This window comes from Catellatospora methionotrophica, assembly GCF_011297335.1.
In the GTDB taxonomy this organism is placed as follows: domain Bacteria; phylum Actinomycetota; class Actinomycetes; order Mycobacteriales; family Micromonosporaceae; genus Catellatospora; species Catellatospora methionotrophica.
Window position 1 is genome coordinate 78940 of sequence record NZ_JAAOTJ010000021.1, and the last position, 20192, is coordinate 99131.

The window sequence follows — 20192 nt, forward strand, 5'->3', positions numbered from 1 at the left end:
AGGATACCGACCTGCGCCGACTGGCCTCTTTCGCCTAGCCTTTGCGGTATGACGAGCCCCGCCGAGCGGCGACCCGGCACCGGGTCGGACGCCCGACCAGCGACCACCACCGAAGGCCGTAAGACCCCCGCCGCCTCTCCCCTGGTCGACGAGTTCGCCACCGGGCTCAGCTTCGCCCTCGACCCCTTCCAGCGGACCGCGTGCGCGGCGCTGGAGCGCGGCAGCGGCGTGCTGGTGTGCGCGCCGACCGGCGCGGGCAAGACGGTGGTCGGCGAGTTCGCCGTGCACCTGGCCTTGCAGCAGGGCCGCAAGTGCTTCTACACGACGCCGATCAAGGCACTGTCCAACCAGAAGTTCCACGACCTGGTGGCGCGCTACGGCGCGGACAAGGTCGGCCTGCTGACCGGCGACAACTCCATCAACGGCGACGCGCCGGTGGTCGTGATGACCACCGAGGTGCTGCGCAACATGCTCTACGTCGGCTCGGCCGCGCTGGCCGGACTGTCCTACGTGGTCATGGACGAGGTGCACTACCTGGCCGACCGGTTCCGGGGCGCGGTGTGGGAGGAGGTCATCATCCACCTGCCCGCCTCGGTGACGCTGGTGTCGCTGTCGGCGACCGTGTCCAATGCCGAGGAGTTCGCCGACTGGCTGGTCACCGTACGCGGGAGGACCGAGGTCGTGGTCAGTGAGCACCGGCCGGTGCCGCTGTGGCAGCACATGCTCGTCGGCAAGCGCATGTTCGACCTGTTCCACGACTCGGAGGCGGCCCGCGCCCACGAGGTGCACCCGGAGCTGCTGCGGCACACCCGCGAGGTGGCCCGCCGGATGGACGCCGTGGACCTGCGGCGCGGCCGTGGCGGCCGGGGGCGGCGCGGCCCGGCCCCGAACCGTCCCGAGATCGTGGAGAAGCTGGAGGGCGAGCGGCTGCTCCCGGCCATCATGTTCGTGTTCAGCCGGGCGGGCTGCGACGCGGCGGTGCAGCAGTGCCTGCAGTCGGGCATGCGGCTGACCTCGCCGGAGGAGCGCACCGAGATCCGCGCCGTGGTCGAGCGCAAGATCGCTAACATCCCCAACGAGGACCTGGCCGCGCTCGGCTACTGGGACTGGCTGGACGGGCTGGAGCGCGGCCTGGCCGCCCACCACGCGGGCATGCTGCCCGCGTTCAAGGAGGTCGTCGAGGAGCTGTTCGTCCGCGGCCTGGTCAAGGCCGTGTTCGCCACCGAGACGCTGGCACTGGGCATCAACATGCCGGCCCGCTGCGTGGTGCTGGAGCGGCTGGTCAAGTACAACGGCGAGGCGCATGTCGACCTGACGCCGGGGGAGTACACGCAGCTCACCGGACGGGCCGGGCGTCGCGGCATCGACGTGGAGGGCCACGCGGTGGTCGTCTGGGGGCCGGAGGTGGATCCGCGCCACGTCGCCGGGCTGGCCTCCACCCGGACGTATCCGCTGCGGTCGAGCTTCCGGCCGTCGTACAACATGTCGGTGAACCTGGTCGGCTCGGTCGGCGCGGCGCGCGCCCACGACCTGCTGGAGTCCTCGTTCGCGCAGTTCCAGGCCGACCGCTCGGTGGTCGGCCTGGCCCGCCAGGTGCAGCGCAACAACGAGGTGCTCTCCGTGTACGACACCGAGTTGGCCTGCGAGCACGGCGACTTCGCCGAGTACTTCGCGCTGCGGGTGGCCATCGCCGACCGCGAGAAGCAGCTGACCCGCAACAGCCAGCAGGAGCGCCGGGCGGCGGCGGTCGCGTCGCTGGAGCAGCTGAAGGTCGGCGACGTGATCAAGATCCCGTCGGGCAAGCACTCGGGGCTGGCCATCGTGCTCGACCCGGGCGTCGGCGGCTTCGGCGAGCCGCGCCCGGTCGTGCTGACCGAGGACCGCTGGGCCGGGCGCATCTCGGCGGGCGAGTTCGCCGGGACGGTCGAGGTCGTGGGCCGGGTGCGGGTGCCCCGGCACTTCAACCACCGGGCCCCGGCCGAGCGGCGCGACCTGGCCTCGTCGCTGCGCACCATCGACGTGGCGCGCGGTGGCGGGCGGCGTCGGCGCGGCGGCAACGGCAGCCACGAGGACCGCGAGCTGCTGTCGCTGCGCAAGGCGATGCGGGCGCACCCGTGCCACGCCTGCCCGGAGCGCGAGGACCACGCCCGCTGGGCCGAGCGCCGCCAGCGGCTGTTCAAGGACAACGAGAACCTGCGCGACAAGGTGAGCAACCGCACCGGCTCGCTGGCGCGCACCTTCGACCGCATCTGCGAGCTGCTGACCGAGCGCGGATACCTGGGCCCGGACGGCGAGGTCACCGCGCCCGGACGGATGCTGGCGCGGATCTGGACCGAGGCCGACCTGCTGGTCGCCGAGTGCCTGCGGACCGGCGTGTGGGAGGGCCTGGAGCCGCACGAGCTGGCCGCGGCCGTGTCCGTGGTGCTCTACGAGGCCCGCCGCGACGTCGACGAGCAGGCGTCGGTGCCGCGCGGCCCGGTCGCCACCGCCGTCGACGCGACCGTGCGCACCTTCTACCAGCTGGGCACGGACGAGCGGCGGCTCGGCCTGGCCCAGACCAAGGAACCCGATCTCGGTTTCGTGTGGCCGATGTACCGCTGGGCCAAGGGCGAGCCGCTGGCGAAGGTGCTGGCCAGCGGGCACAGTCTGGACGGCGACATGCCCGCCGGCGACTTCGTCCGATGGGCGAGACAGGTCATTGATCTTTTAGGTCAGATTGCCGACGCCACAGGTGCGCCATCGTCGCTGCGTGAGACCGCGCGGACGGCGATGGACGCGGTTAATAGAGGGGTACTTGCGTACACTGCGGTGGTCTGACCGAGTTGCCAGGGCAAACACTCTTCCGGGATCATGCAAAAAAGCGAACACCGCTCACTGTATGACGAGCCGAAAGGGTCGACCGCCATGGCCGACGTGCACCACTTCACCCACGGACTTGTCACGCCCGGTGTGGCGTACGCGCTGTCCATCCTGGGCTCCACGCTGGGCCTGATCTGCACCGCGCGCATGCGCACCGCGACCACCAACAAGCAGCGCTTCTGGTGGATCGTGCTGGCGGCCTGGGCGCTGGGCGGCACGGCCATCTGGGCCATGCACTTCATGGCCATGCTCGGCTTCAGCGTGACCGGCGCGCAGATCCGCTACGACATCGCGCGCACCGCGATCAGCGCGGTGGTCGCGATCGTGGTCGTCAGCCTCGGCCTGTGGATCGTCGGCTTCGGCAAGCCCAACGTCGCCCGGATCGTCATCGGCGGCATCTTCACCGGCGTCGGTGTGGCCGGTATGCACTACATCGGCATGTTCGCGATGCGGCTGAACGGCGACGTGTCGTACGACACCAGCCTGGTCGCCGCCTCGGTGCTGATCGCCGTGGTGGCCGCCACCGTGGCGCTGTGGTTCACCGTCGTGCTGTCCAAGCCGCTGGCCATCGCGGGCGCGGCCCTGCTGATGGGCGTCGCGGTGTGCGGCATGCACTACACCGGCATGGCCGCGATGTCGGTGAAGCTGACCACGCCGACCCTCGGCGGCGCCACCAGCGGCGCGTCCGCGGCGAACCTGCTGGTGCCGATCGGCGTGCTGGTGCTGCTGGTGATCGGCGGCCTGGTCTTCGCGATCGGCGCGGCCCCCACCGAGGAGGACATGGCCGCCCGCGCGTACCTCGACCGGGTGCAGGCCGCCCGCGAGGAGGCCGCCGCGGTCGCCCAGCAGCGCGGCACCGTACGCCGCCCCACCGCGTTCACCCCGCGCGGCAAGTGACCGCCTGAACGTCCCCGTCCGCCCGTGCCGCTCCGGTGGCACGGGCGGACGCGTCCTGCGGCGGGTGTCCCAGGCCTGTGGCAGGCTGTCAGGCATGACCGCACCCCTGCTCGCCATCGACGCGCCGAGCCTGTACTTCCGCGCCTTCCACGGAGTGCCCGCCAAGGCGGCGATGGCCCCGAACGGGACCCCGGTCAACGCGGTGCGCGGCTTCCTCGACATGGTCACCACGCTGGTCAAGGGCCGCCGCCCGGACCGGCTGGTGTGCGCGCTGGACTACGACTGGCGGCCCGCGTGGCGGGTGGCGCTGATCAGCACGTACAAGACGCACCGCCTGGCCCCCGAGGGCGGCGAGGAGGTGCCCGACGAGCTGGCCCCGCAGGTCGACCTGCTGCTGGAGGTGCTCGACGCGGTCGGCATCGTGGCATACGGGGTGGACGGCAACGAGGCCGACGACGTGCTCGGTACGCTCGCCGCGACGCAAGGCCCGCCGGTCGAGGTGGTCTCCGGCGACCGGGACCTGTTCCAGCTGGTCGACGACGAGCGCGGGGTGCGCCTGCTGTACGTCGGGCGGGGCGTGGCCAAGCTGGAGGACTGCGACGAGGCCGCGGTGCTCGCCAAGTACGCCGTCCCGGCGAGCGGCTACGCCGACTTCGCGGCGCTGCGCGGCGACCCGAGCGACGGCCTGCCCGGCGTGGCGGGCGTGGGGGAGAAGACCGCGGCCCGGCTCATCGAGCGCTACGGCAGCCTGGACGCCATCGTGGCGGCCGTGGCCGACCCGGCCGCCGACTTCGCGCCCGGCCTGCGCACCAAACTGGAGGCGGCCGCCGACTACCTGGCCGTCGCGCCGAAGGTGGTGCGGGTGGCCACCGACCTGAAGCTGCCCGAGCACGACCTGACCCTGCCCGCGGTGCCGCGCGACCCGGACCGGCTGCTGGCGCTGGCCGAGCAGTGGAACCTGGCCAGCCCGTGCCGCCGGCTGGTCGACGCGCTCGCGGAGAACGCGGGGTAAACAGCCCCCGCCGTGTCGGCATGACCTGCGCTTGTCCGGGCATACCCTGGGGATGCGGAGGCCTACAGTGACTGACATCGACGGCGACCGGCGGCTGGAGTCGGCGGAGGACCCGGACGAGCGGTGGAATCGCAACTACTCGGAGCTGCTGCAGGAGCTGCGGGTGGCACAGACCGGCGTGCAGATCCTGTTCGCGTTCCTGCTGACGCTGCCGTTCTCGGTGGGCTTCGAGAAGATCAACGGCACCGAGCGGGTGCTGTACGTGATCACGTTCCTGTGCAGCGGCGTCGCGGCGGCCCTGCTCATCGCCCCGGTCAGCTACCACCGGCTGTCGTTCCGGGAGGGGCGCAAGCCGCAGATCGTGCGGACCGCGCACGTGCTGGCGCAGTTCGGCCTGTTCTTCGAGATGATCGCCATCGTGATGGCGGTCTACCTGGTGGTGGACGTCGTCGTGGGCATGCCGTGGGCGGGGTTCCTCGGCGGTGGCGTGGCTTTGATCTACCTGCTGCTCTGGTATGTGCTGCCGCTGGCGACCAAGCCGGCCCCGTCCGACGACTGACCCGACCACCCCGGACGTGCGGGAAGCCCGGCTTATCTCACTGGTGAGATATGTCGGGCTTCACTTCTGAAGTTAGACCGATATATCCGTCATGTCAATGATTATTTTCGGCGCCCAGGTGTGCCACCACCACCGGGCAGCCCGCGTGGTGGATCAGCGCCTGGCTGACCGAGCCCAGCAGCAGGCCGGTGAAGCCGCCCAGGCCACGGCAGCCCACCACGACCATCAGCGCGCCCATGGACTGCTCGGTCAGCGCCGCCGCCGCCGAGGACTCCACGGTGATCCGCTGCAGGTCGACACGCGGATGGCGGTCGTGCCAGCCCGCCAGCGCCGTGGACAGCACCGACTCCTCCTGGTCGCGCAACGTGTCGATGTCGTACACGAACGGCATGCCCGCCGCGCCCGTGGTGACCGGCCCCAGCCACGCGTGCACGGCGGTGATGCCGCAGTCGCGCCGTTCCGCCTCGTCGAAGGCGAACGCCAGCGCCGCGCCCGACTGGGGCGACCCGTCCACGCCGACCACGATCCGGCCCACCGCGCCCACCCCCGCCTGCTTCGGGGCTGCGGGTGGGCGTACTACGGCGACCGCGCAGCGGGCGTGCATCGACACCTGCAGGCTCGTCGAGCCCAGCATCAGATCGTGGAACCCGCCGTGGCCCCGGCTCCCGACGACCACCAGCGCGGCCGTCGCCGACTCCCTGATCAGGCCGTGTGCGGGATCGTCGCGCAGCACCTCCGACGTCAGCGTGATGTCGGGGCGCATCGCGCGGACCTCGGCCATCGCGTGCTCGGTCACCTCGTGCCCGGCCGAGGAGATCGCCGCCTCCGCGACGCCGTCGCCCTGCCGGGGGCCGGGGTCCTCGCTCACGTACACGATCTTCAGGGGCAACCCGCGCAGCGCGGCCTCGTCGGCCGCCCAGCGCAGCGCCGTCGCCGCCGCAGGGGAGCCGTCCACCCCCACCACCACCGCCCCGCTCAGCCCGACGCCCACCGCCCGCCTCCCCGCACTTGACCCACTTCCACTATGTCCTTTCCCTCCCTGTTCCGGTGACGAACGGCCCGCTCCCCGGCGAGCACCCCGCGCCTCGGCCCGCCAAGATCGCCGTTTCGGGTCAAAAGCTCAGGTCCGGCCACAGGTTTTGACCCGAAACCGCGATCATGGGAGGAGGTGTGCGTGCGGTCGGAATCCGGACGGGCGGATAGGCCTAACGAACGTTAAGCTGGCGCCATGCCCAGCGTTACCCGATTGCTTCCCACCCCCGAAGCACACGACCTGCTCGAACTCACCCGCGAGATCGCGGACAAGGAGCTCGCCCCGCATGCCGACGACTTCGAGGCGCGCGGAGAGTTCCCCCGCGAGCTGATCCGTACCCTGGGCCGTTCCGGCCTGCTCGGCCTGCCCTACTCCGCCGAGTACGGCGGCGCGGAACAGCCGTACGAGGTCTACCTGCAGGTGCTGGAGATCCTGGCCAGCCGCTGGGTGGGCATCGCCGAGACGGTCAGCGTGCACACCCTGGCCTGCTACCCCCTGGCCCACCACGGCACCGCGGAGCAGCGCGAGCGCTGGCTGCCCGACCTGATCGGCGGCGAACTGCTCGGCGCGTACTGCCTGTCCGAGCCCGCGGGCGGCTCCGACGCGGCGAACCTGACCACGAAGGCGGTACGCGACGGCGACTCCTACCGGGTCAGCGGCACCAAGGCGTGGATCACCCACGCGGGTGTGGCCGACTTCTACAACGTCTTCTGCCGTACCGGCGGCCCCGGCCCGAAGGGCATCTCCTGCCTGCTGGCCCCCGCCGACACGCCGGGCCTGAACCCGCAGACCCGCGAGAAGACCATGGGCCTGCGTTCGTCGCCGGTCGCCCAGATCGCGTTCGACGACACGGTCGTGCCCGCCGAGCGGCTGATCGGCGGCGAGGGCGAGGGCTTCCGGATCGCGATGGGCGCGCTGGACTCGGGCCGCCTGGGCATCGCCGCGTGCGCCATCGGCCTGGCCCAGGGCGCGCTGGACTACGCGGTGAACTACGCCCGCGAGCGGGTGCAGTTCGGCAAGCCGATCATCGACCTGCAGGGCCTGGGCTTCATGCTGGCCGACGCGGCCACGCAGATCTCGGCGGCGCGGGCGCTGATGCTGCACGCGGCCCGGCTGCGCGACGCGGGACTGCCGTACTCGATCGAGGCCGCCAAGACCAAGCTGTTCGCCACCGACATGGCCATGCAGGTGGCTACGGACGCGGTGCAGGTGCTCGGCGGCGCGGGTTACGTGGCCGACCACCCGGTCGAGCGCTACTTCCGCGAGGCCAAGGTGCTGCAGATCGTCGAGGGCACCAACCAGATCCAGCGCATGGTCATCGCCCGCTCGCTGGCCAAGGACTAGAACCTTCCGCCGTACGCCGGTCCGGAGCCGTGGCACGCGCCACGATCCGGATCGGCGTTTCCTGTTGTGCCCGGCGCGACCTGGTGATGTAATTCCTACAAAGCCGCTAGGAAAAGCAGGTGATCTGAATGATCGTCGCCACCGGGGTTCGGGCCGACCCTCTGCGTACGGCCCGACGTCTGGCCGACAACCCCGGCGACTGGCCGGTCGCGCCGCGATTCGACCCGGCGCAGCGCTGGTACCACCGGCTGCTCGCCGGGTCCGGCGTCGAGGCCTGGCTGCTGACCTGGCTGCCCGGCCAGGAGACCGACCTGCACGACCACGGCGGCAGCGCCGGTGCGTTCGTGGTGGTCGCCGGCGCGCTGACCGAACGCACCGTGACCGGCCGTGACGGCTCCGCCGCGCTCACCGGCCGGGTGCTGTCCGCCGGGGCGGCCCGCCAGTTCGGCGAGCACCACATACACCAGATCGTCAACGCCGGACCCGAGCCCGCCGTCAGCGTCCACGTGTACGGCCCCGAACTGGCCACCATGACCCGCTACCGCCTCGACGGCGGACGGCTGCTGGTGGCGGCCGTCGACCGGGCGGGAGCACAGTGGTGAGCGTGCAGACCGACCCACCCGCACCCGCCGGCTCGCGCGGGATCGACGAGATCCTGGCCGACGCCCGTGCTCGGCTGACCCGCCTGGACGCGCCCGCCGCCGCGGCCGCCTCCCGCGACGGCGCGGTGCTGATCGACATCCGGCCCGCCGCTCAGCGCGCCACGCACGGCGAGATCCCCGGCGCGCTGATCATCGAGCGCAACGTGCTCGAATGGCGGCTCGACCCGCGCAGCGACGCCCGGCTGCCGCTCGCCGACCGGTACGACCTGCCTGTCGTGGTCTTCTGCCAGGAGGGCTACACCTCCTCGCTGGCCGCCGCCGCCCTCCAGGACCTGGGCCTGCACCGCGCCACCGACCTCACCGGCGGCTTCGCCGCCTGGCAGTCCGCCGGCCTGCCCACCACGCCCTGACCGCCACCCCCGCCACCCCCGCCACCCCCGCCACCCCCCGCCACCCTCCGCCACCCCCGCCACAACTCTTAACGACTTGGGGCTACCGGGCTGCCGTGATGCCGCGACTCTTTAAGAGTTGCGGCAGGTTGGGGCGGGCGTGGCGGCAGGTTGGGGTGGGCGTGGTGGCGGGTTGGGGTGGGCGTGGTGGCGGGATGGGTGGTTTGGGGGAGAGGGATGTGGTCGGTCGGGCGAACCCGTTGGGCATCGTTGGTGATCTTGCGGGAGCGGGGCGGGCGTGGCAGGCTGCCGGGAGTTCCGTCGTCGAGGAGGAGGCACGACAATGGCCGTCGACCCCCGGACGCTGGCAGAGGAGTGGGACGCCTGGCGTGCCGCCCGCGAGGAGGAGTTGCGTGAGCCGCACGGCTGGCTGAGCCTGACCGCGCTGCACTGGCTGCCCGCCGCGCAGGAGGTCACGCTGCCCGGCGTGCCGGGACGCTGGAGCGTGCATGACGACGGCGTGCTGCTGACCGACGCCGCGGGGCTCAGCCACGCGGGCGAACCCGTCGAAGGCGAGCTGGTGCTGAGCCCGGTCGAGGGCGGCGGTGGCATCACGCTCGACCACGGCGAGCGCCTGGTCGAGATCATCCAGCGCGGTGGGGCGTACGCACTGCGTGTGCGCGACCCGCAGGCGCCCACCCGGACCGGCTTCGCCGGGGTGCCCATGTTCGCGCTGGACCCGCGCTGGGCGCTGGACGCGGTCTTCGAGGCCTACGAGACGCCGCGGACGGTCCACGTCGGGGCGGTGATTCCGGGGCTGACCCATGAGCAGTCCGCCCGTGGCGTGCTGCGGTTCGCGGTGGACGGGGTGCCGCAGGCGCTGACCGCCATGGACGCCGGGGACGGCAGCCTGTCGGTGCTGTTCCGCGACGCGACCAGCGGGGTGTCCACGCACGCCGGGGCGCGTTCGCTGACGGTGCCCGAGCCGGGCGTGGACGGCGCGGCGGTCGTCGACTTCAACCGCGCCGTCAACATGCCGTGCGCGTTCACCGAGTACGGCACCTGCCCGCTGCCGCCGCCGGAGAACCTGCTGTCCATCGCCGTGGAGGCGGGGGAGCGTACGCCCCGCTGAGCCTCACCAGTGCTGGCCACCGTGCCCGGAGGCCAGCGCTTCGGCGTGCGCGCGGCTCTTCTTGAGTTTGCGCGGGACGCGGTCCTTCTTGTGCTTGCCGTTCTGGTGCGTGCTCAGCCCGGCCAGTGCCGTGTAGCTGTCCTCGGTCGCCTGATGGCGGCGGTTGCGCAGCGCCATCACCGCGCCCACGCCCGCTGCCGCCGCGGACACGACCCCGGCGGTGATCCAGCCGATCTTGCTCGTTGCCATCGCCCTCTCCTTCCGCTGCTCGACCATAGCCCGATGGGAGCGGATATGAGGCGATTTCCCCATTCGCCTGCTTCCTGGAGACGACTCCGCCCCCGCCTGCCGGGCAGACGGGGGCGGATTGCCGCGAGGGACGCGGATCAGGCGGGGTTGATCGCCAGCACGTCGACCACGAACCGCAGCGGGCCGGGCAGCCGCGAGTCAGGGCCGTCGCCGTACGCCAGGTTGGACGGGATGTCGAGCTGCACCCGGCTGCCGACCTTCACGCCGACCAGGCCCTGGTCCCAGCCGGGGATGACCTGTCCGACCCCGATGGTCACCGGGTACGCCTGCTTGCTGTCCCAGGACGCGTCGAACTGCTCGCCGGTGGGGTACTTGACGCCCACGTAGTTCACCGTGATGTTGTCGCCGGCCTTGACCGTGGCGCCCTTGCCCTGGACCAGGGTGGTGACCTTCAGCTCCTTCGGGGTGCCCGTACCCTTGCTCACCACCGGCTTGGTGCCCAGCGCAGGGTCGGCGCCCTCGGGCAGCGGCGGGAACTTCGCGGCGGGCGCGTTCGGGTCCGGGGCGTTCGGGTCGGCAGCCGGGGCGGTCGCGGCCGTGCTGGCCGACGCGCCCGGCTGCGCTGCCGTGTCGGTGTCGCCGCCGCCCTTGAACACCAGGAAAGCGAATCCGATCAGCAGGATCACGCCGAAGAACGTGCCGAGCATGCCGTACACGATCTTCTTGCGCTTGGCCGCCCGCGCCGCGGCGACCCGGGCCTCCCGCCGCTCCGCCTTGGTCGCCCGCCGGGCTTCCGTCTGGTCCTTCACCTGTCCGCTCACGAATCCTCGAATCTCCGCCGGCCGTCATGTCTGTGTGTGGCACCTGCCACGGCTGGGCACACGCTACCGGTTCACGCACCGGGGCGCGCGCGTCACTGCCCGGCGATCCGGTGCGGCTCGTACGGCTGCTCCAGCGCGGCGACCTCGTCCGCGCTCAAGGTCAGGTCCAATGCCGCCACCGCGTCCTCCAGGTGCTGCGGTTTCGTCGCGCCGACGATCGGCGCGACGATGCCCGGCCGGCTCGCCACCCAGGCCAGCGCGACCTGCGCGCGGGGCACCCCGCGTTCGCGCGCGATCCGTCCGACCTCGGCGATCACGGCCCGGTCGGCGGCCTCGGTCGAGGCGTACAAACCTTCGCCGAAGGCGTCGTCCTTGGTGCGGGCGGTGACCGTGTCGGGCTCGCGGGTCAGCCGGCCGCGGGCCAGCGGGCTCCACGGGATCACGCCGACGCCCTCGTCGAGGCAGAGCGGCAGCATCTCCCGCTCCTCCTCGCGGTAGATCAGGTTGTAGTGGTTCTGCATGGTGGCGAACCTGGTCCAGCCGTGGGCGTCGGCGGTGTGCAGCGCCTTGGCGAACTGCCAGGCGTACATCGAGGACGCGCCGAGGTAGCGCGCCTTGCCCGCCTTGACCACGTCGTGCAGCGCCTCCAGGGTCTCCTCCAGCGGCGTGTGCGGGTCGTACCGGTGGATCTGGTACAGATCGACGTAGTCGGTGCCGAGCCGCCGCAGGCTGTGGTCGATCTCCGTCATGATCGCCTTGCGGGACAGGCCGCGCCCGTTCGGGCCCTGGCGCATCACGCCCCACACCTTCGTGGCGATCACGACCTCGTCGCGGTCGGCGAAGTCGCGCAGCGCCCGCCCGACGATCTCCTCACTGCTGCCCAGCGAGTACACGTTGGCGGTGTCGAAGAAGTTGACCCCGAGCTCCAGCGCCCGCTTGATGAACGGGCGGGACTCGCCCTCGGGCAGCGTCCAGGTGTGGCTGCCCAGGCTCGGCTCGCCGTAGCTCATGCAGCCCAGGCTCAGCCGCGACACGTCCAGGCCGGTGCGGCCCAGCTTCACGTACTCCATAAGGGTTGATCCTTCACGCTCGGGCGGTGACCCGCGACAGGTCCGCGAAGAAACCCGGGTACGTCTTCGCCACACAGCGCGGGTTGTCGATCTCGATGCCGGGCGAGCGCAGGCTGAGCAGCGACAGGCTCATCGCCATCCGGTGGTCGCCGTACGTGTCGAAGCGCGTCGGTGCGGGCCGTCCCGGTCGGATGGTGAACCCGTCGTCGTGCTCCTCGGCGTCGATGCCCGCCCGGCGCAGCTCGGTGACGACCGCGGCGAGCCGGTCGGTCTCCTTCTCGCGGATGAAGCCGATACCGCGCACCCGGGTCGGGCCGTCGGCGTGCACCGCGACGGCGGCCAGGGTCTGCGCGGTGTCGGAGATGTCGGCCATGTCGACGTCCACGCCGCGCAGCTGCCCGCCGCCGGTCACGGTGATGCCCGCGGCCGACCGGGACACCCGCGCGCCCATGCGCTCCAGCACGTCGGCGAAGCGCACGTCTCCCTGCAGGCTGCCCGTGCCCAGCCCGGCCACGGTGATGCGCCCGCCGGTGATCGCCGCCGCGGCCAGGAAGTACGAGGCGGCGCTCGCGTCAGGCTCGATCGCGTACTCCGTCGCGCGGTAGCGGCCCGGGGCGACGCCCAGCCCGTCGGCCTGCACGCCGAACGCGGCCATCACCGCGGCGGTCATGGTCACGTACGGCACCGACACCAGGGGTGAGGTCAGCTCCACGGCCAGCCCGTCGCGCATCAGCGGCCCGGCCATCAGCAGCCCGGACAGGAACTGGCTGGACAGGTGGCCCGGCAGCGGGACCCGGCCGCCGTGCACCGGGCCGGTGACCGCCAGCGGCAGCCGTCCGGCCTCGGCGGGCTCCTCGACCCGCGCGCCCAGCGAGCGCAGCGCCTCGACCAGCGGCCCGAACGGGCGGGCCCGTAGCTGGGCGTCGCCGTCGAGCACCCCCCGCGCCGTACGCAGGGCCAGCGCGGGCAGCACGAAGCGGGCGGTGGTGCCGGACTGGTTGGCGTACACCGACACCGGCCGGCTCGCCTCGCGCGGATCGCTGCCGCGCACCGTCACCGTGGCGGCCGCCTCGTCGGCCGTGACCTGCGCGCCCAGCGCGGCGGCCGCGCCCAGCATGGCCCGGGTGTCGTCGGCGAACAGCACCCCGCTCAGCGTGCTCTCGCCCTCGGCGAGCGCCGCGCACAGCAGCGCCCGGTTGGTGATGCTCTTGGACCCGGGCAGCCGCACCGTGGTGTCCGGCGGCTGCTCCACCGGCGACAGTGCGATCACGGACGGCAGCGATATCTCAGACACGGCCGCCAGTATGCGCCGCCGCCGTCTCGCTCACCGCCCGTGACCACGCACTGAGATCACCGGGGTCACCGGTCCGGGTAGAGGATCTTCGCGAGCGCGCCGAACAGCGGCGTCGCGTGGTCGGTGTCCAGGCCGGAGCGGTTGACCTCGACCACGATGACCGCCTTGGTGTCCGGCAGGTAGAACATCGCCGTGTTGTAGCCGAGGATCGTGCCGTTGTGGCCGAGCCAGCCGCCCCAGTCGGCGATGCCCAGCCCGTACGACACGTCCGCGCCCTCGGCCAGCGGCACCGTCCGCAGCCGCTCACGCTGCAGGCGGTCGCTGATCAGTGCCCCGTCGGCGAGCTCGGCGGCCCAGACGCTCAGGTCGCGCAGGTTGGACACCATCGCCCCGGCGGCTCCGGCATAGCCGGGGTTGGACTCGGTGACGTCGCGCAGCGTCGCGCCGTCGCCCGGGTCGGGCATCTCGTCGTAGCCGCGCGCGAACGGCGGCTCGAGCGCGTTGGTGCTCGGGTAGTTCGTGGCGTCCAGGCCGAGCTTGCCGACGATCTCCTGGGAGATCCAGTCGCCGATCGAGCGGCCGGTGACCCGTTCGACGACCGTCTCCAGCAGGATGTAGTTCGTGTCGGAGTAGTGGAAGCCCTGGCCGGGCGGGAAGTACGGCTCGTGGTTGCGGGCGATGTCGAGCGCGTCGCGCGGACCGAACGAGCCCGCCGGATCGGCCTGGTAGCGCTTGATGAACTCCGGGTCCTCGGTGTAGTTGTAGACCCCGGCCGTCATGTTCAGCAGCTGGCGGATCGTGATCGCGTTGCCGTCGGGCCAGTCGACGTACCGGCTCAGCGGCTCGTCGAGGCCGATCAGCCCGCGCTCGACCAGTTGCAGCACGGCGGTGCCGGTGAACGTCTTGGTGATGCTGCCGACCCGGAACCGGTCGGCGGCGTTCATGGCCCGGCTGGTCTCCTGATCGGACACCCCGACCACGCAGATCCAGGTGCCACGGCCGGGCACGAACACCCCGGCGGTGATCCCCGGTGCCTGCGCGTCGGCGCGGGCGTTGGTGACGGCGGCGTGCATCCGGTCGCGTTCGTCGGCGGTGAAGCCGAACGCCGCCTGCGGGCAGCCGTCCGCGTCCGCCGCGCGGGCCGGGAACAGCCCGATGGTCAGCGTCAGCACGGCCGCGGCGGCCAGCGCCGCCACCATGTGCCAGGTCTTCACACCCGTTCCCCCGTCCTTTCGGGGCGCAGCCCGTCCGGGGCACAGCTGTCGGGCTCAGTTTACCGGCGACGTACCCCTAACGTGGACAAAACGCCAGGGCGTGTACCCGATCAGCGGGGTGCCTCCGCGCCGAGTAGCAGCACCACGAGCCCGGCGAGCGCGTCGGCGGTCTGCTCGGCCGGGCGCAGCGGCAGCACGACGTGGCTCACCGCCAGGCGGATGACCGTCTCCGCGGCGAACGCCAGCGCGCCGGGCTCCACCGTGGGCAGGTGCGTGCCGGCCCACTCCAGCAGCGGCACCGCCGCGGCGGCCATGACCACGTCGGACCGGGTGGTCAGGTACGGCAGCAGCGGGTCCGCGCCGTCGCGCGATCCGGTCAGGATGACCCGGATCAGCGGGTTCGCCGCCGCCTCGGCCAGCGCGAACCGCACCGCCGCGGCGACCGCCGCCCGCACGTGCGGGCCGTGCGCGGACAGCTCCCGGCGTACGCCCGCCGTGAACAGCGCGATCTCGGCGTCGGCGAGCGCGTCGGCCAGCCCGGCCCGGCCGCCGAATTCGTTGTAGACGGTCTGCCTGCTCACCCCGGCCCGCTCGGCGACGCCCGCCATGCGCACCCGCGCCCAGCCTCCGGCGACGGTCAGCTCGCGGGCGGCGGCCACGATCGCGGCCCGCGTGCTGTCCCGATCCGGCCGGGCCAGGGGGAACAGGGTTCCTGTCATCCCATGACTTTACGAAATACCCGTGATTGTCAACAGTCGATGCGGGTGCGATTCTCGGCGTACACCCCCTCGGAGGCGACCATGAGCGACGCGACCTGGCGCGACCCCCGCCGCTGGCTCTGGCCCGCGGCGCTGGTCGTGCCCACGCTGCCCTTCCAGGGCCTGGCCATCGCGCACAGCGGGCACGCGTGGGGCTGGTGGCTCACCCCGGCCGTCGTGTTCGTCCTCATCCCGCTGGTCGACCTGTTCGTCGGCGACGACCGGCACAACCCGCCCGAGGAGGTCGCCGCCGCGCTGCAGCGCTCGCGCTACTACCGCGTGCTGACCTACCTCTACCTGCCCCTGCAGTACGCGGCGCTGGCCGCCTGCTGCGCGGTGTGGGCACGCGGCGGGCTGAGCCCGTTCGGGGCGGTGGGCCTGGTGCTCAGCATCGGCGTCGTGAACGGCATCGCCATCAACACCGCGCACGAGCTGGGCCACAAGCGCGAGCGCCTGGAGCGCTGGCTGTCGAAGATCGCGCTCGCGCCGACCGGGTACGGGCACTTCCACGTCGAGCACAATCGCGGCCACCACGTGCGGGTGGCCACGCCCGAGGACCCGGCCAGCGCGCGGCTGGGCGAGAGCTTCTGGGCCTTTCTGCCGCGTACGGTGCTGGGCAGCCTGCGTTCGGCCTGGCGGCTGGAGAGCGCGCGCTTCCGGTTGCGCGGGCGCACCCCGTGGACCTGGCGCAACGACGTGCTCAATGCCTGGGTCATGACGGCGGTCCTGTCCGCGGCGCTGACCGCCGGGTTCGGGCCGGTGGTGCTGCCGCTGCTGGCCGCGCAGGCCGTGGTCGGCTTCTCGCTGCTGGAGGTCGTGAACTACCTGGAGCACTACGGGCTGGCCCGCCCCCGCAACGGCAGCGGCCGCTACGACAAGGTCGACGCGCGGCACAGCTGGAACAGCGACCGGATCGTCACCAACGTCTTCCTGTTCCAGCTCCAGCGACACAGCGACCATCACGCCAACCCGCTGCGCCGTTACCAGGTGCTGCGCAGCTTCGACAGCTCGCCGCAGCTGCCCGCCGGATACGCCACGATGGTCGTGGTGGCGCTGCTGCCGCCGCTGTGGCGCCACGTCATGGACCGGCGCGTGCTCGCCCACTACGAACAGGACCTCAGCGCCGCGAACGTGCACCCGCCCGCGCTGGCCCGCCTGCGCTCGCGTCACCCGCGGCCTGCGGGGTGACGCGGTCCTCGATGGACGCTCACCGAGAATTCGTGCCGTCACGGCATAGTTGCGTGCAGTGTAATTTTGCGCACTAGGCAAGATTGTGCGACGCTGCCTGCATGAGCACCACCTCCCCGACCATGTCCCCACCCGAACGCATGAGCCACCGCGAGATCCTGGAGTCCCTGAGCGGGCTGCTGCTCGTGCTGTTCGTCGCCATGATCAGCTCGACCATCGTGTCGACCGCCCTGCCGCGGATCGTCGGCGAGCTCAACGGCACCCAGACGCAGTACACCTGGGTCGTCACGTCCACGCTGCTCGCCGCGACCGCGACCACCCCGGTCTGGGGCCGCCTGGCCGACATGTTCAGCAAGAAGCTGCTCGTCCAGATCGCCATCGGCATCTTCGTGCTCGGCTCGCTGATCAGCGGATTCGCCCAGGACACCCCGCAGATCATCGCCGCGCGCGCGTTCCAGGGCATCGGCGTCGGCGGCCTGCAGGCCCTCGTCCAGATCGTGATCGCCGCGATGATCCCGCCCCGCGAGCGCGGCCGCTACAACGGCTACCTCGGCGGCGTCATGGCCGTGGCGACCCTGGCCGGGCCGCTGCTCGGCGGGCTGATCGTCGACACCTCGTGGCTGGGCTGGCGCTGGTGCTTCTTCATCGGCGTACCCATCGCGCTCATCGCGTTCGTCCTGCTGCAGTTCACCCTGCACCTGCCGGCGGGCGCCCGGTCCAAGGGCAAGGTGGACTACCTCGGGGCCGGGCTGATCGCCGTCGGCGTGAGCACCCTGCTGATCTGGGTCTCCTTCGTCGGCAACGCGTTCGCCTGGCTGTCCTGGCAGACCACCGCCATGGTGCTGTCAGCGCTGGTCGTGCTCGCCCTGGCCGTACAGGTCGAACGCCGCGCCGAGCGCCCCGTCGTGCCGCTGGACGTGATCCGGCAACGGGTGCCCGCCCTGGCCATCCTCGCCAGCCTCGCCGTGGGCATGGCCATGTTCGGCGGCGCGGTCTTCCTCGGCCAGTACTTCCAGGTCGGCCGCGGCTACACGCCCACCGAGGCAGGCCTGCTCACCATGCCGATGATGCTCGGCGTGCTGATCTCCTCCACCGTCACCGGCCGCATGGTCACCACCTCCGGCAAGGTCAAGCCGTACATCGTCACCGGCGCGATCGTGCTGGTCGCAGGCTTCGCCGGGCTGTCGTTCATCGACCACGACACCCCGCTGGCCTTCATCGCCGCAGGGATGCTGCTCGCCGGGGCGGGCGTCGGCATGACCATGCAGAACCTCGTGCTCGCCGTACAGAACACGGCCGCGCTCGCCGACCTCGGCGCGGCCACCGGCGCGGTCACCTTCTTCCGCTCGCTCGGCGGCACCATCGGCGTCTCCGTGCTCGGCGCGATCCTCGCCGAACGCGTCAAGACGACCATCCTCGACCACCTCACGGCAGCGGGCCTGCCCGCCGGGGCGGGCGGCGGCTCGCTCAACCTCAAGGCCCTGCCACCCGCCGCCCAGGCGATCGTGCGCGAGGCGTACGGCGACGCCACCGGCCACATCTTTCTGGTGTCCGCCATCATCGGCGTAGTCGGTGTCATCGCCGCCCTGGCTCTGCCGAGGATCACGCTGCGGTCCAGCGTCGACCTGCCCGCCACCGAGCCCGAGCCCGCGCTGGCCAAGGTCTGACCAGCACCGCCCATGGACACCCCCGACGGGGCGCGCGCCGCCGAGCACTACGGCCCGGCGGCGCTGCGCCACCACTTCGAACGCGGCACCGACGGCCCGCGCGTCATCATGGTCGGCGTCGACGGCAGCCGCACCGCCGACCACGCCGCCGCGTACGCCGCGGGCCTCGCCCGCCGCCAGCGCTGCCGCCTCGTGGTGGTCTTCGTCGGCGAACCCGTCGGCCTCGTCTCGGCCGTCTACGCCGAGGCGGCGACCGCGGTCGTGGAGACCCGCGGGGAGCTGGCCGACGAGCTGCGCCGCGAGGTGCGGCTCCTCGCCGAGGAGGCGGGCGTGCCGACCACGTTCCTGGTCTGCGCCGGTGACCCGTGTACCGAGCTGCGGGCGACCGCCGACCAGGTGAAAGCGGACCTGCTGGTGATCGGGGCGTCCCGGCAGAGCGGGCGCTGGTTCGTCGGCTCGGTCGCCACCCAGCTTGTCCGGCTGGGGCGCTGGCCGGTGGTGGTCGTGCCGTGAAGCCGGGGGCGCGAGGGAGGTGCCGGACGTGCCCTGCGGTGCGCTGACGGCCGGACTGCTCGCGGTGCTGTCGTCCCTGCTGTGCCGGTGCCGCCAGCGGTGCCGACGCCGGTCCGGGCCAGTGCCGCCGCTGGATCCAGCCCGTCAGGATCTCTGCGTGCCACGACGCTCCGGACGTTGGGCCCGCCACCGTGGGCCGTCGACGGCCCGGCGCCCACGCAACCGCAACGCCGCCGAGGTGCGGTGAGGACCCGTTACCCGGTGGCGGCGCTGCTGCGGGGTCGGGCACACTCTCGCAGATGAACATCCTGCCTGGCCTGCCGTGGTGGGATGTCGTCGTGCCTGTGCCCGGCCCGGAGTGCTGAGATGGCGCTAGAGCTGGCGGTGCTGATCGGGCTGCAGGCGTCGGGCAAGAGCACGTTCTGCCGGACGGTGCTGGCCGACGGCCGGGTCGTGGTCAGCAAGGACGACTTCCCCAACGCCCGCCATCGGCAGCGTCGGCAGATGCGGCTGATCGACGAGGCACTCGCGGCCGGGCACAGCGTGGTGGTCGACAACACCAACCCGTCTCCGGCACAGTGGCAGCCGCTCATCGCAGCAGCGCGCGAGCACAGCGCGGTAGTGAGCGGATATTGGTTCCCGCCCGACCCGGCGGGGTCGGCGGCCCGCAACGCCGCCCGCGACGAGCGCACCCGCGTGCCGGACGCCGGGCTGCGCGCTGTGCAGCGCGAACTACGTCGGCCGCGGCTGGAGGACGGGTTCGACCGGCTGTACACGGTCTGTTTCGACGGGGCGGGCGGATTCCGCGCCGAGGTGCTGGCAGAGGAGCGGTGACGGTGGACGCGGACGAGTTCGAGGCGGCGCAGCGGGCGCGGGAGTACTTCCACGGGCTGACCCTGCTGCCCGGTGCCTGGACGGTGCTGCGGCTCGACGGGCGCGGCTTCTCGAGTTTCACCGAGCAGCACTTCGACAAGCCTTTCGACGAGCGCTTCAGCGGGCACATGGTCGATACCGCGACAGCACTGCTCACCGAGCTCGGGGCACGGTACGCGTACACCGAGAGCGACGAGATCTCGCTGCTGTTGCCGCCCGGCTTCGACCTGTTCGGGCGCGGCGTCGAGAAACTGGTCTCGATCTCGGCGGGTATCGCCAGCGCGACGTTCACGCACGCCGCAGGCATGCCGGCGCACTTCGACTCGCGGATCTGGCTGGGTGTGTCCGTCGACGACGTGGCCGACTACTTCTCCTGGCGGCAGGCCGACGCGGCCCGGTGCGCGCTCAACGGCTGGTGCTACTGGACGCTGCGCAAAGCAGGACAGAGCCGGTCGCGGGCCACGCGTGCCCTGAACGGTGCGACGACCTCGGACAAGAACGAACTGCTTTACCAGCACGGGATCAACTTCAGCGAGCTGCCCGCGTGGCAGCGGCGCGGCATCGGGCTGTGGTGGGAGACCTACGAGCGGCCTGGCCACGACCCGGTGCGCGGCGTCGACGTCACCGCGACCCGCCGCCGCATCCGCGTCGACCGCGAGCTGCCCATGAAGGACGCGTACCGGGCACTAGTCGAGCTCCTGGCCGTCGGCTGACCGGA

General features: G+C 72.1%; 20 protein-coding genes. 13 read left to right on the forward strand and 7 right to left on the reverse strand.

The window, feature by feature from the left end; all coding sequences use genetic code 11:
- Positions 1-48 precede the first annotated feature (48 nt).
- The 4 genes from HAV40_RS32060 (at position 49) to HAV40_RS32075 (ending at position 5327) form a co-directional block, all read left to right on the forward strand.
- Positions 49-2817 carry a DEAD/DEAH box helicase gene (locus tag HAV40_RS32060; RefSeq protein WP_166387948.1) on the forward strand — a complete coding sequence of 923 codons (2769 nt, stop codon included), beginning with the start codon at positions 49-51 and terminating at the stop codon, positions 2815-2817.
- 87 nt (positions 2818-2904) lie between these two features.
- Positions 2905-3756 carry an MHYT domain-containing protein gene (locus HAV40_RS32065; RefSeq protein WP_166387950.1) on the forward strand — a complete coding sequence of 284 codons (852 nt, stop codon included), beginning with the start codon at positions 2905-2907 and terminating at the stop codon, positions 3754-3756.
- 94 nt (positions 3757-3850) lie between these two features.
- The gene (locus HAV40_RS32070; protein WP_166387952.1) at positions 3851-4768 is read left to right on the forward strand and encodes a 5'-3' exonuclease; all 918 of its coding nucleotides are present in this window, start codon (positions 3851-3853) and stop codon (positions 4766-4768) included.
- Positions 4769-4835: 67 nt separating this feature from the next.
- Positions 4836-5327, forward strand: coding sequence for a DUF6328 family protein (locus tag HAV40_RS32075; protein WP_239086981.1), 492 nt, complete (start codon positions 4836-4838; stop codon positions 5325-5327).
- A gap of 94 nt (positions 5328-5421) precedes the next feature.
- Here the strand turns inward: HAV40_RS32075 and HAV40_RS32080 are convergent, their stop codons facing one another.
- On the reverse strand, positions 5422-6318 hold the full coding sequence (locus HAV40_RS32080; RefSeq protein WP_166387954.1) for a universal stress protein: 897 nt from the start codon (positions 6316-6318) through the stop codon (positions 5422-5424).
- A gap of 237 nt (positions 6319-6555) precedes the next feature.
- On the opposite strand from HAV40_RS32080, the gene HAV40_RS32085 reads away from it, so the two are divergent.
- The 4 genes from HAV40_RS32085 (at position 6556) to HAV40_RS32100 (ending at position 9827) form a co-directional block, all read left to right on the forward strand.
- Positions 6556-7704, forward strand: coding sequence for an acyl-CoA dehydrogenase family protein (locus tag HAV40_RS32085; protein WP_166387956.1), 1149 nt, complete (start codon positions 6556-6558; stop codon positions 7702-7704).
- Between the two features lie 128 nt (positions 7705-7832).
- Positions 7833-8306, forward strand: a complete 474-nt coding sequence (locus HAV40_RS32090) for a cysteine dioxygenase (protein WP_166387958.1) — start codon at positions 7833-7835, stop codon at positions 8304-8306.
- Positions 8307-8308: 2 nt separating this feature from the next.
- Positions 8309-8716, forward strand: a complete 408-nt coding sequence (locus tag HAV40_RS32095) for a rhodanese-like domain-containing protein (protein WP_239086982.1) — start codon at positions 8309-8311, stop codon at positions 8714-8716.
- Between the two features lie 322 nt (positions 8717-9038).
- Positions 9039-9827, forward strand: coding sequence for a DUF1684 domain-containing protein (locus HAV40_RS32100; RefSeq protein ID WP_166387962.1), 789 nt, complete (start codon positions 9039-9041; stop codon positions 9825-9827).
- 3 nt (positions 9828-9830) lie between these two features.
- Here the strand turns inward: HAV40_RS32100 and HAV40_RS32105 are convergent, their stop codons facing one another.
- From HAV40_RS32105 to HAV40_RS32130, 6 genes are all read right to left on the reverse strand, one after another.
- Positions 9831-10076, reverse strand: coding sequence for a hypothetical protein (locus HAV40_RS32105; protein WP_166387964.1), 246 nt, complete (start codon positions 10074-10076; stop codon positions 9831-9833).
- A gap of 137 nt (positions 10077-10213) precedes the next feature.
- A complete protein-coding gene (locus tag HAV40_RS32110; RefSeq protein WP_239086983.1) occupies positions 10214-10897 on the reverse strand; it encodes an FKBP-type peptidyl-prolyl cis-trans isomerase in 684 nt (227 codons plus the stop codon).
- A gap of 92 nt (positions 10898-10989) precedes the next feature.
- A complete protein-coding gene (locus HAV40_RS32115) occupies positions 10990-11967 on the reverse strand; it encodes an aldo/keto reductase (protein WP_166387966.1) in 978 nt (325 codons plus the stop codon).
- 13 nt (positions 11968-11980) lie between these two features.
- Positions 11981-13261, reverse strand: a complete 1281-nt coding sequence (aroA, locus tag HAV40_RS32120) for a 3-phosphoshikimate 1-carboxyvinyltransferase (protein WP_239086984.1) — start codon at positions 13259-13261, stop codon at positions 11981-11983.
- A gap of 65 nt (positions 13262-13326) precedes the next feature.
- On the reverse strand, positions 13327-14475 hold the full coding sequence (locus HAV40_RS32125) for a serine hydrolase domain-containing protein (RefSeq protein WP_166387968.1): 1149 nt from the start codon (positions 14473-14475) through the stop codon (positions 13327-13329).
- 110 nt (positions 14476-14585) lie between these two features.
- Positions 14586-15194, reverse strand: a complete 609-nt coding sequence (locus tag HAV40_RS32130; protein ID WP_203672011.1) for a TetR/AcrR family transcriptional regulator — start codon at positions 15192-15194, stop codon at positions 14586-14588.
- An 81-nt stretch (positions 15195-15275) separates the two neighbouring features.
- Between HAV40_RS32130 and HAV40_RS32135 the strand changes: the two genes are divergently transcribed.
- From HAV40_RS32135 to HAV40_RS32155, 5 genes are all read left to right on the forward strand, one after another.
- On the forward strand, positions 15276-16421 hold the full coding sequence (locus HAV40_RS32135) for an alkane 1-monooxygenase (RefSeq protein ID WP_166387970.1): 1146 nt from the start codon (positions 15276-15278) through the stop codon (positions 16419-16421).
- Between the two features lie 101 nt (positions 16422-16522).
- Positions 16523-18088 carry an MDR family MFS transporter gene (locus HAV40_RS32140; protein WP_166387972.1) on the forward strand — a complete coding sequence of 522 codons (1566 nt, stop codon included), beginning with the start codon at positions 16523-16525 and terminating at the stop codon, positions 18086-18088.
- Between the two features lie 12 nt (positions 18089-18100).
- Entirely contained in the window at positions 18101-18601 is a 501-nt protein-coding gene (locus HAV40_RS32145) for a universal stress protein (protein WP_166387974.1), read from the forward strand.
- A 366-nt stretch (positions 18602-18967) separates the two neighbouring features.
- Positions 18968-19435 (forward strand): ATP-binding protein, encoded by a 468-nt coding sequence (locus HAV40_RS32150; protein WP_166387976.1) that lies wholly within the window; start codon positions 18968-18970, stop codon positions 19433-19435.
- A gap of 2 nt (positions 19436-19437) precedes the next feature.
- On the forward strand, positions 19438-20187 hold the full coding sequence (locus HAV40_RS32155) for a tRNA(His) guanylyltransferase Thg1 family protein (RefSeq protein WP_166387978.1): 750 nt from the start codon (positions 19438-19440) through the stop codon (positions 20185-20187).
- Positions 20188-20192 lie beyond the last annotated feature (5 nt).

Bases quoted from the DNA above. Each gene is read 5' to 3' on its own strand.
- HAV40_RS32085 (WP_166387956.1), top strand. From the start codon at position 6,556: ATGCCCAGCGTTACCCGATTGCTTCCCACCCCCGAAGCACACGACCTG.
- HAV40_RS32105 (WP_166387964.1), bottom strand. From the start codon at position 10,076: ATGGCAACGAGCAAGATCGGCTGGATCACCGCCGGGGTCGTGTCCGCG.
- HAV40_RS32090 (WP_166387958.1), top strand. From the start codon at position 7,833: ATGATCGTCGCCACCGGGGTTCGGGCCGACCCTCTGCGTACGGCCCGA.
- HAV40_RS32070 (WP_166387952.1), top strand. From the start codon at position 3,851: ATGACCGCACCCCTGCTCGCCATCGACGCGCCGAGCCTGTACTTCCGC.
- HAV40_RS32100 (WP_166387962.1), top strand. From the start codon at position 9,039: ATGGCCGTCGACCCCCGGACGCTGGCAGAGGAGTGGGACGCCTGGCGT.
- HAV40_RS32065 (WP_166387950.1), top strand. From the start codon at position 2,905: ATGGCCGACGTGCACCACTTCACCCACGGACTTGTCACGCCCGGTGTG.
- HAV40_RS32115 (WP_166387966.1), bottom strand. From the start codon at position 11,967: ATGGAGTACGTGAAGCTGGGCCGCACCGGCCTGGACGTGTCGCGGCTG.
- HAV40_RS32130 (WP_203672011.1), bottom strand. From the start codon at position 15,194: ATGACAGGAACCCTGTTCCCCCTGGCCCGGCCGGATCGGGACAGCACG.
- HAV40_RS32060 (WP_166387948.1), top strand. From the start codon at position 49: ATGACGAGCCCCGCCGAGCGGCGACCCGGCACCGGGTCGGACGCCCGA.
- HAV40_RS32140 (WP_166387972.1), top strand. From the start codon at position 16,523: ATGAGCACCACCTCCCCGACCATGTCCCCACCCGAACGCATGAGCCAC.
- HAV40_RS32150 (WP_166387976.1), top strand. From the start codon at position 18,968: ATGGCGCTAGAGCTGGCGGTGCTGATCGGGCTGCAGGCGTCGGGCAAG.
- HAV40_RS32145 (WP_166387974.1), top strand. From the start codon at position 18,101: ATGGACACCCCCGACGGGGCGCGCGCCGCCGAGCACTACGGCCCGGCG.
- HAV40_RS32135 (WP_166387970.1), top strand. From the start codon at position 15,276: ATGAGCGACGCGACCTGGCGCGACCCCCGCCGCTGGCTCTGGCCCGCG.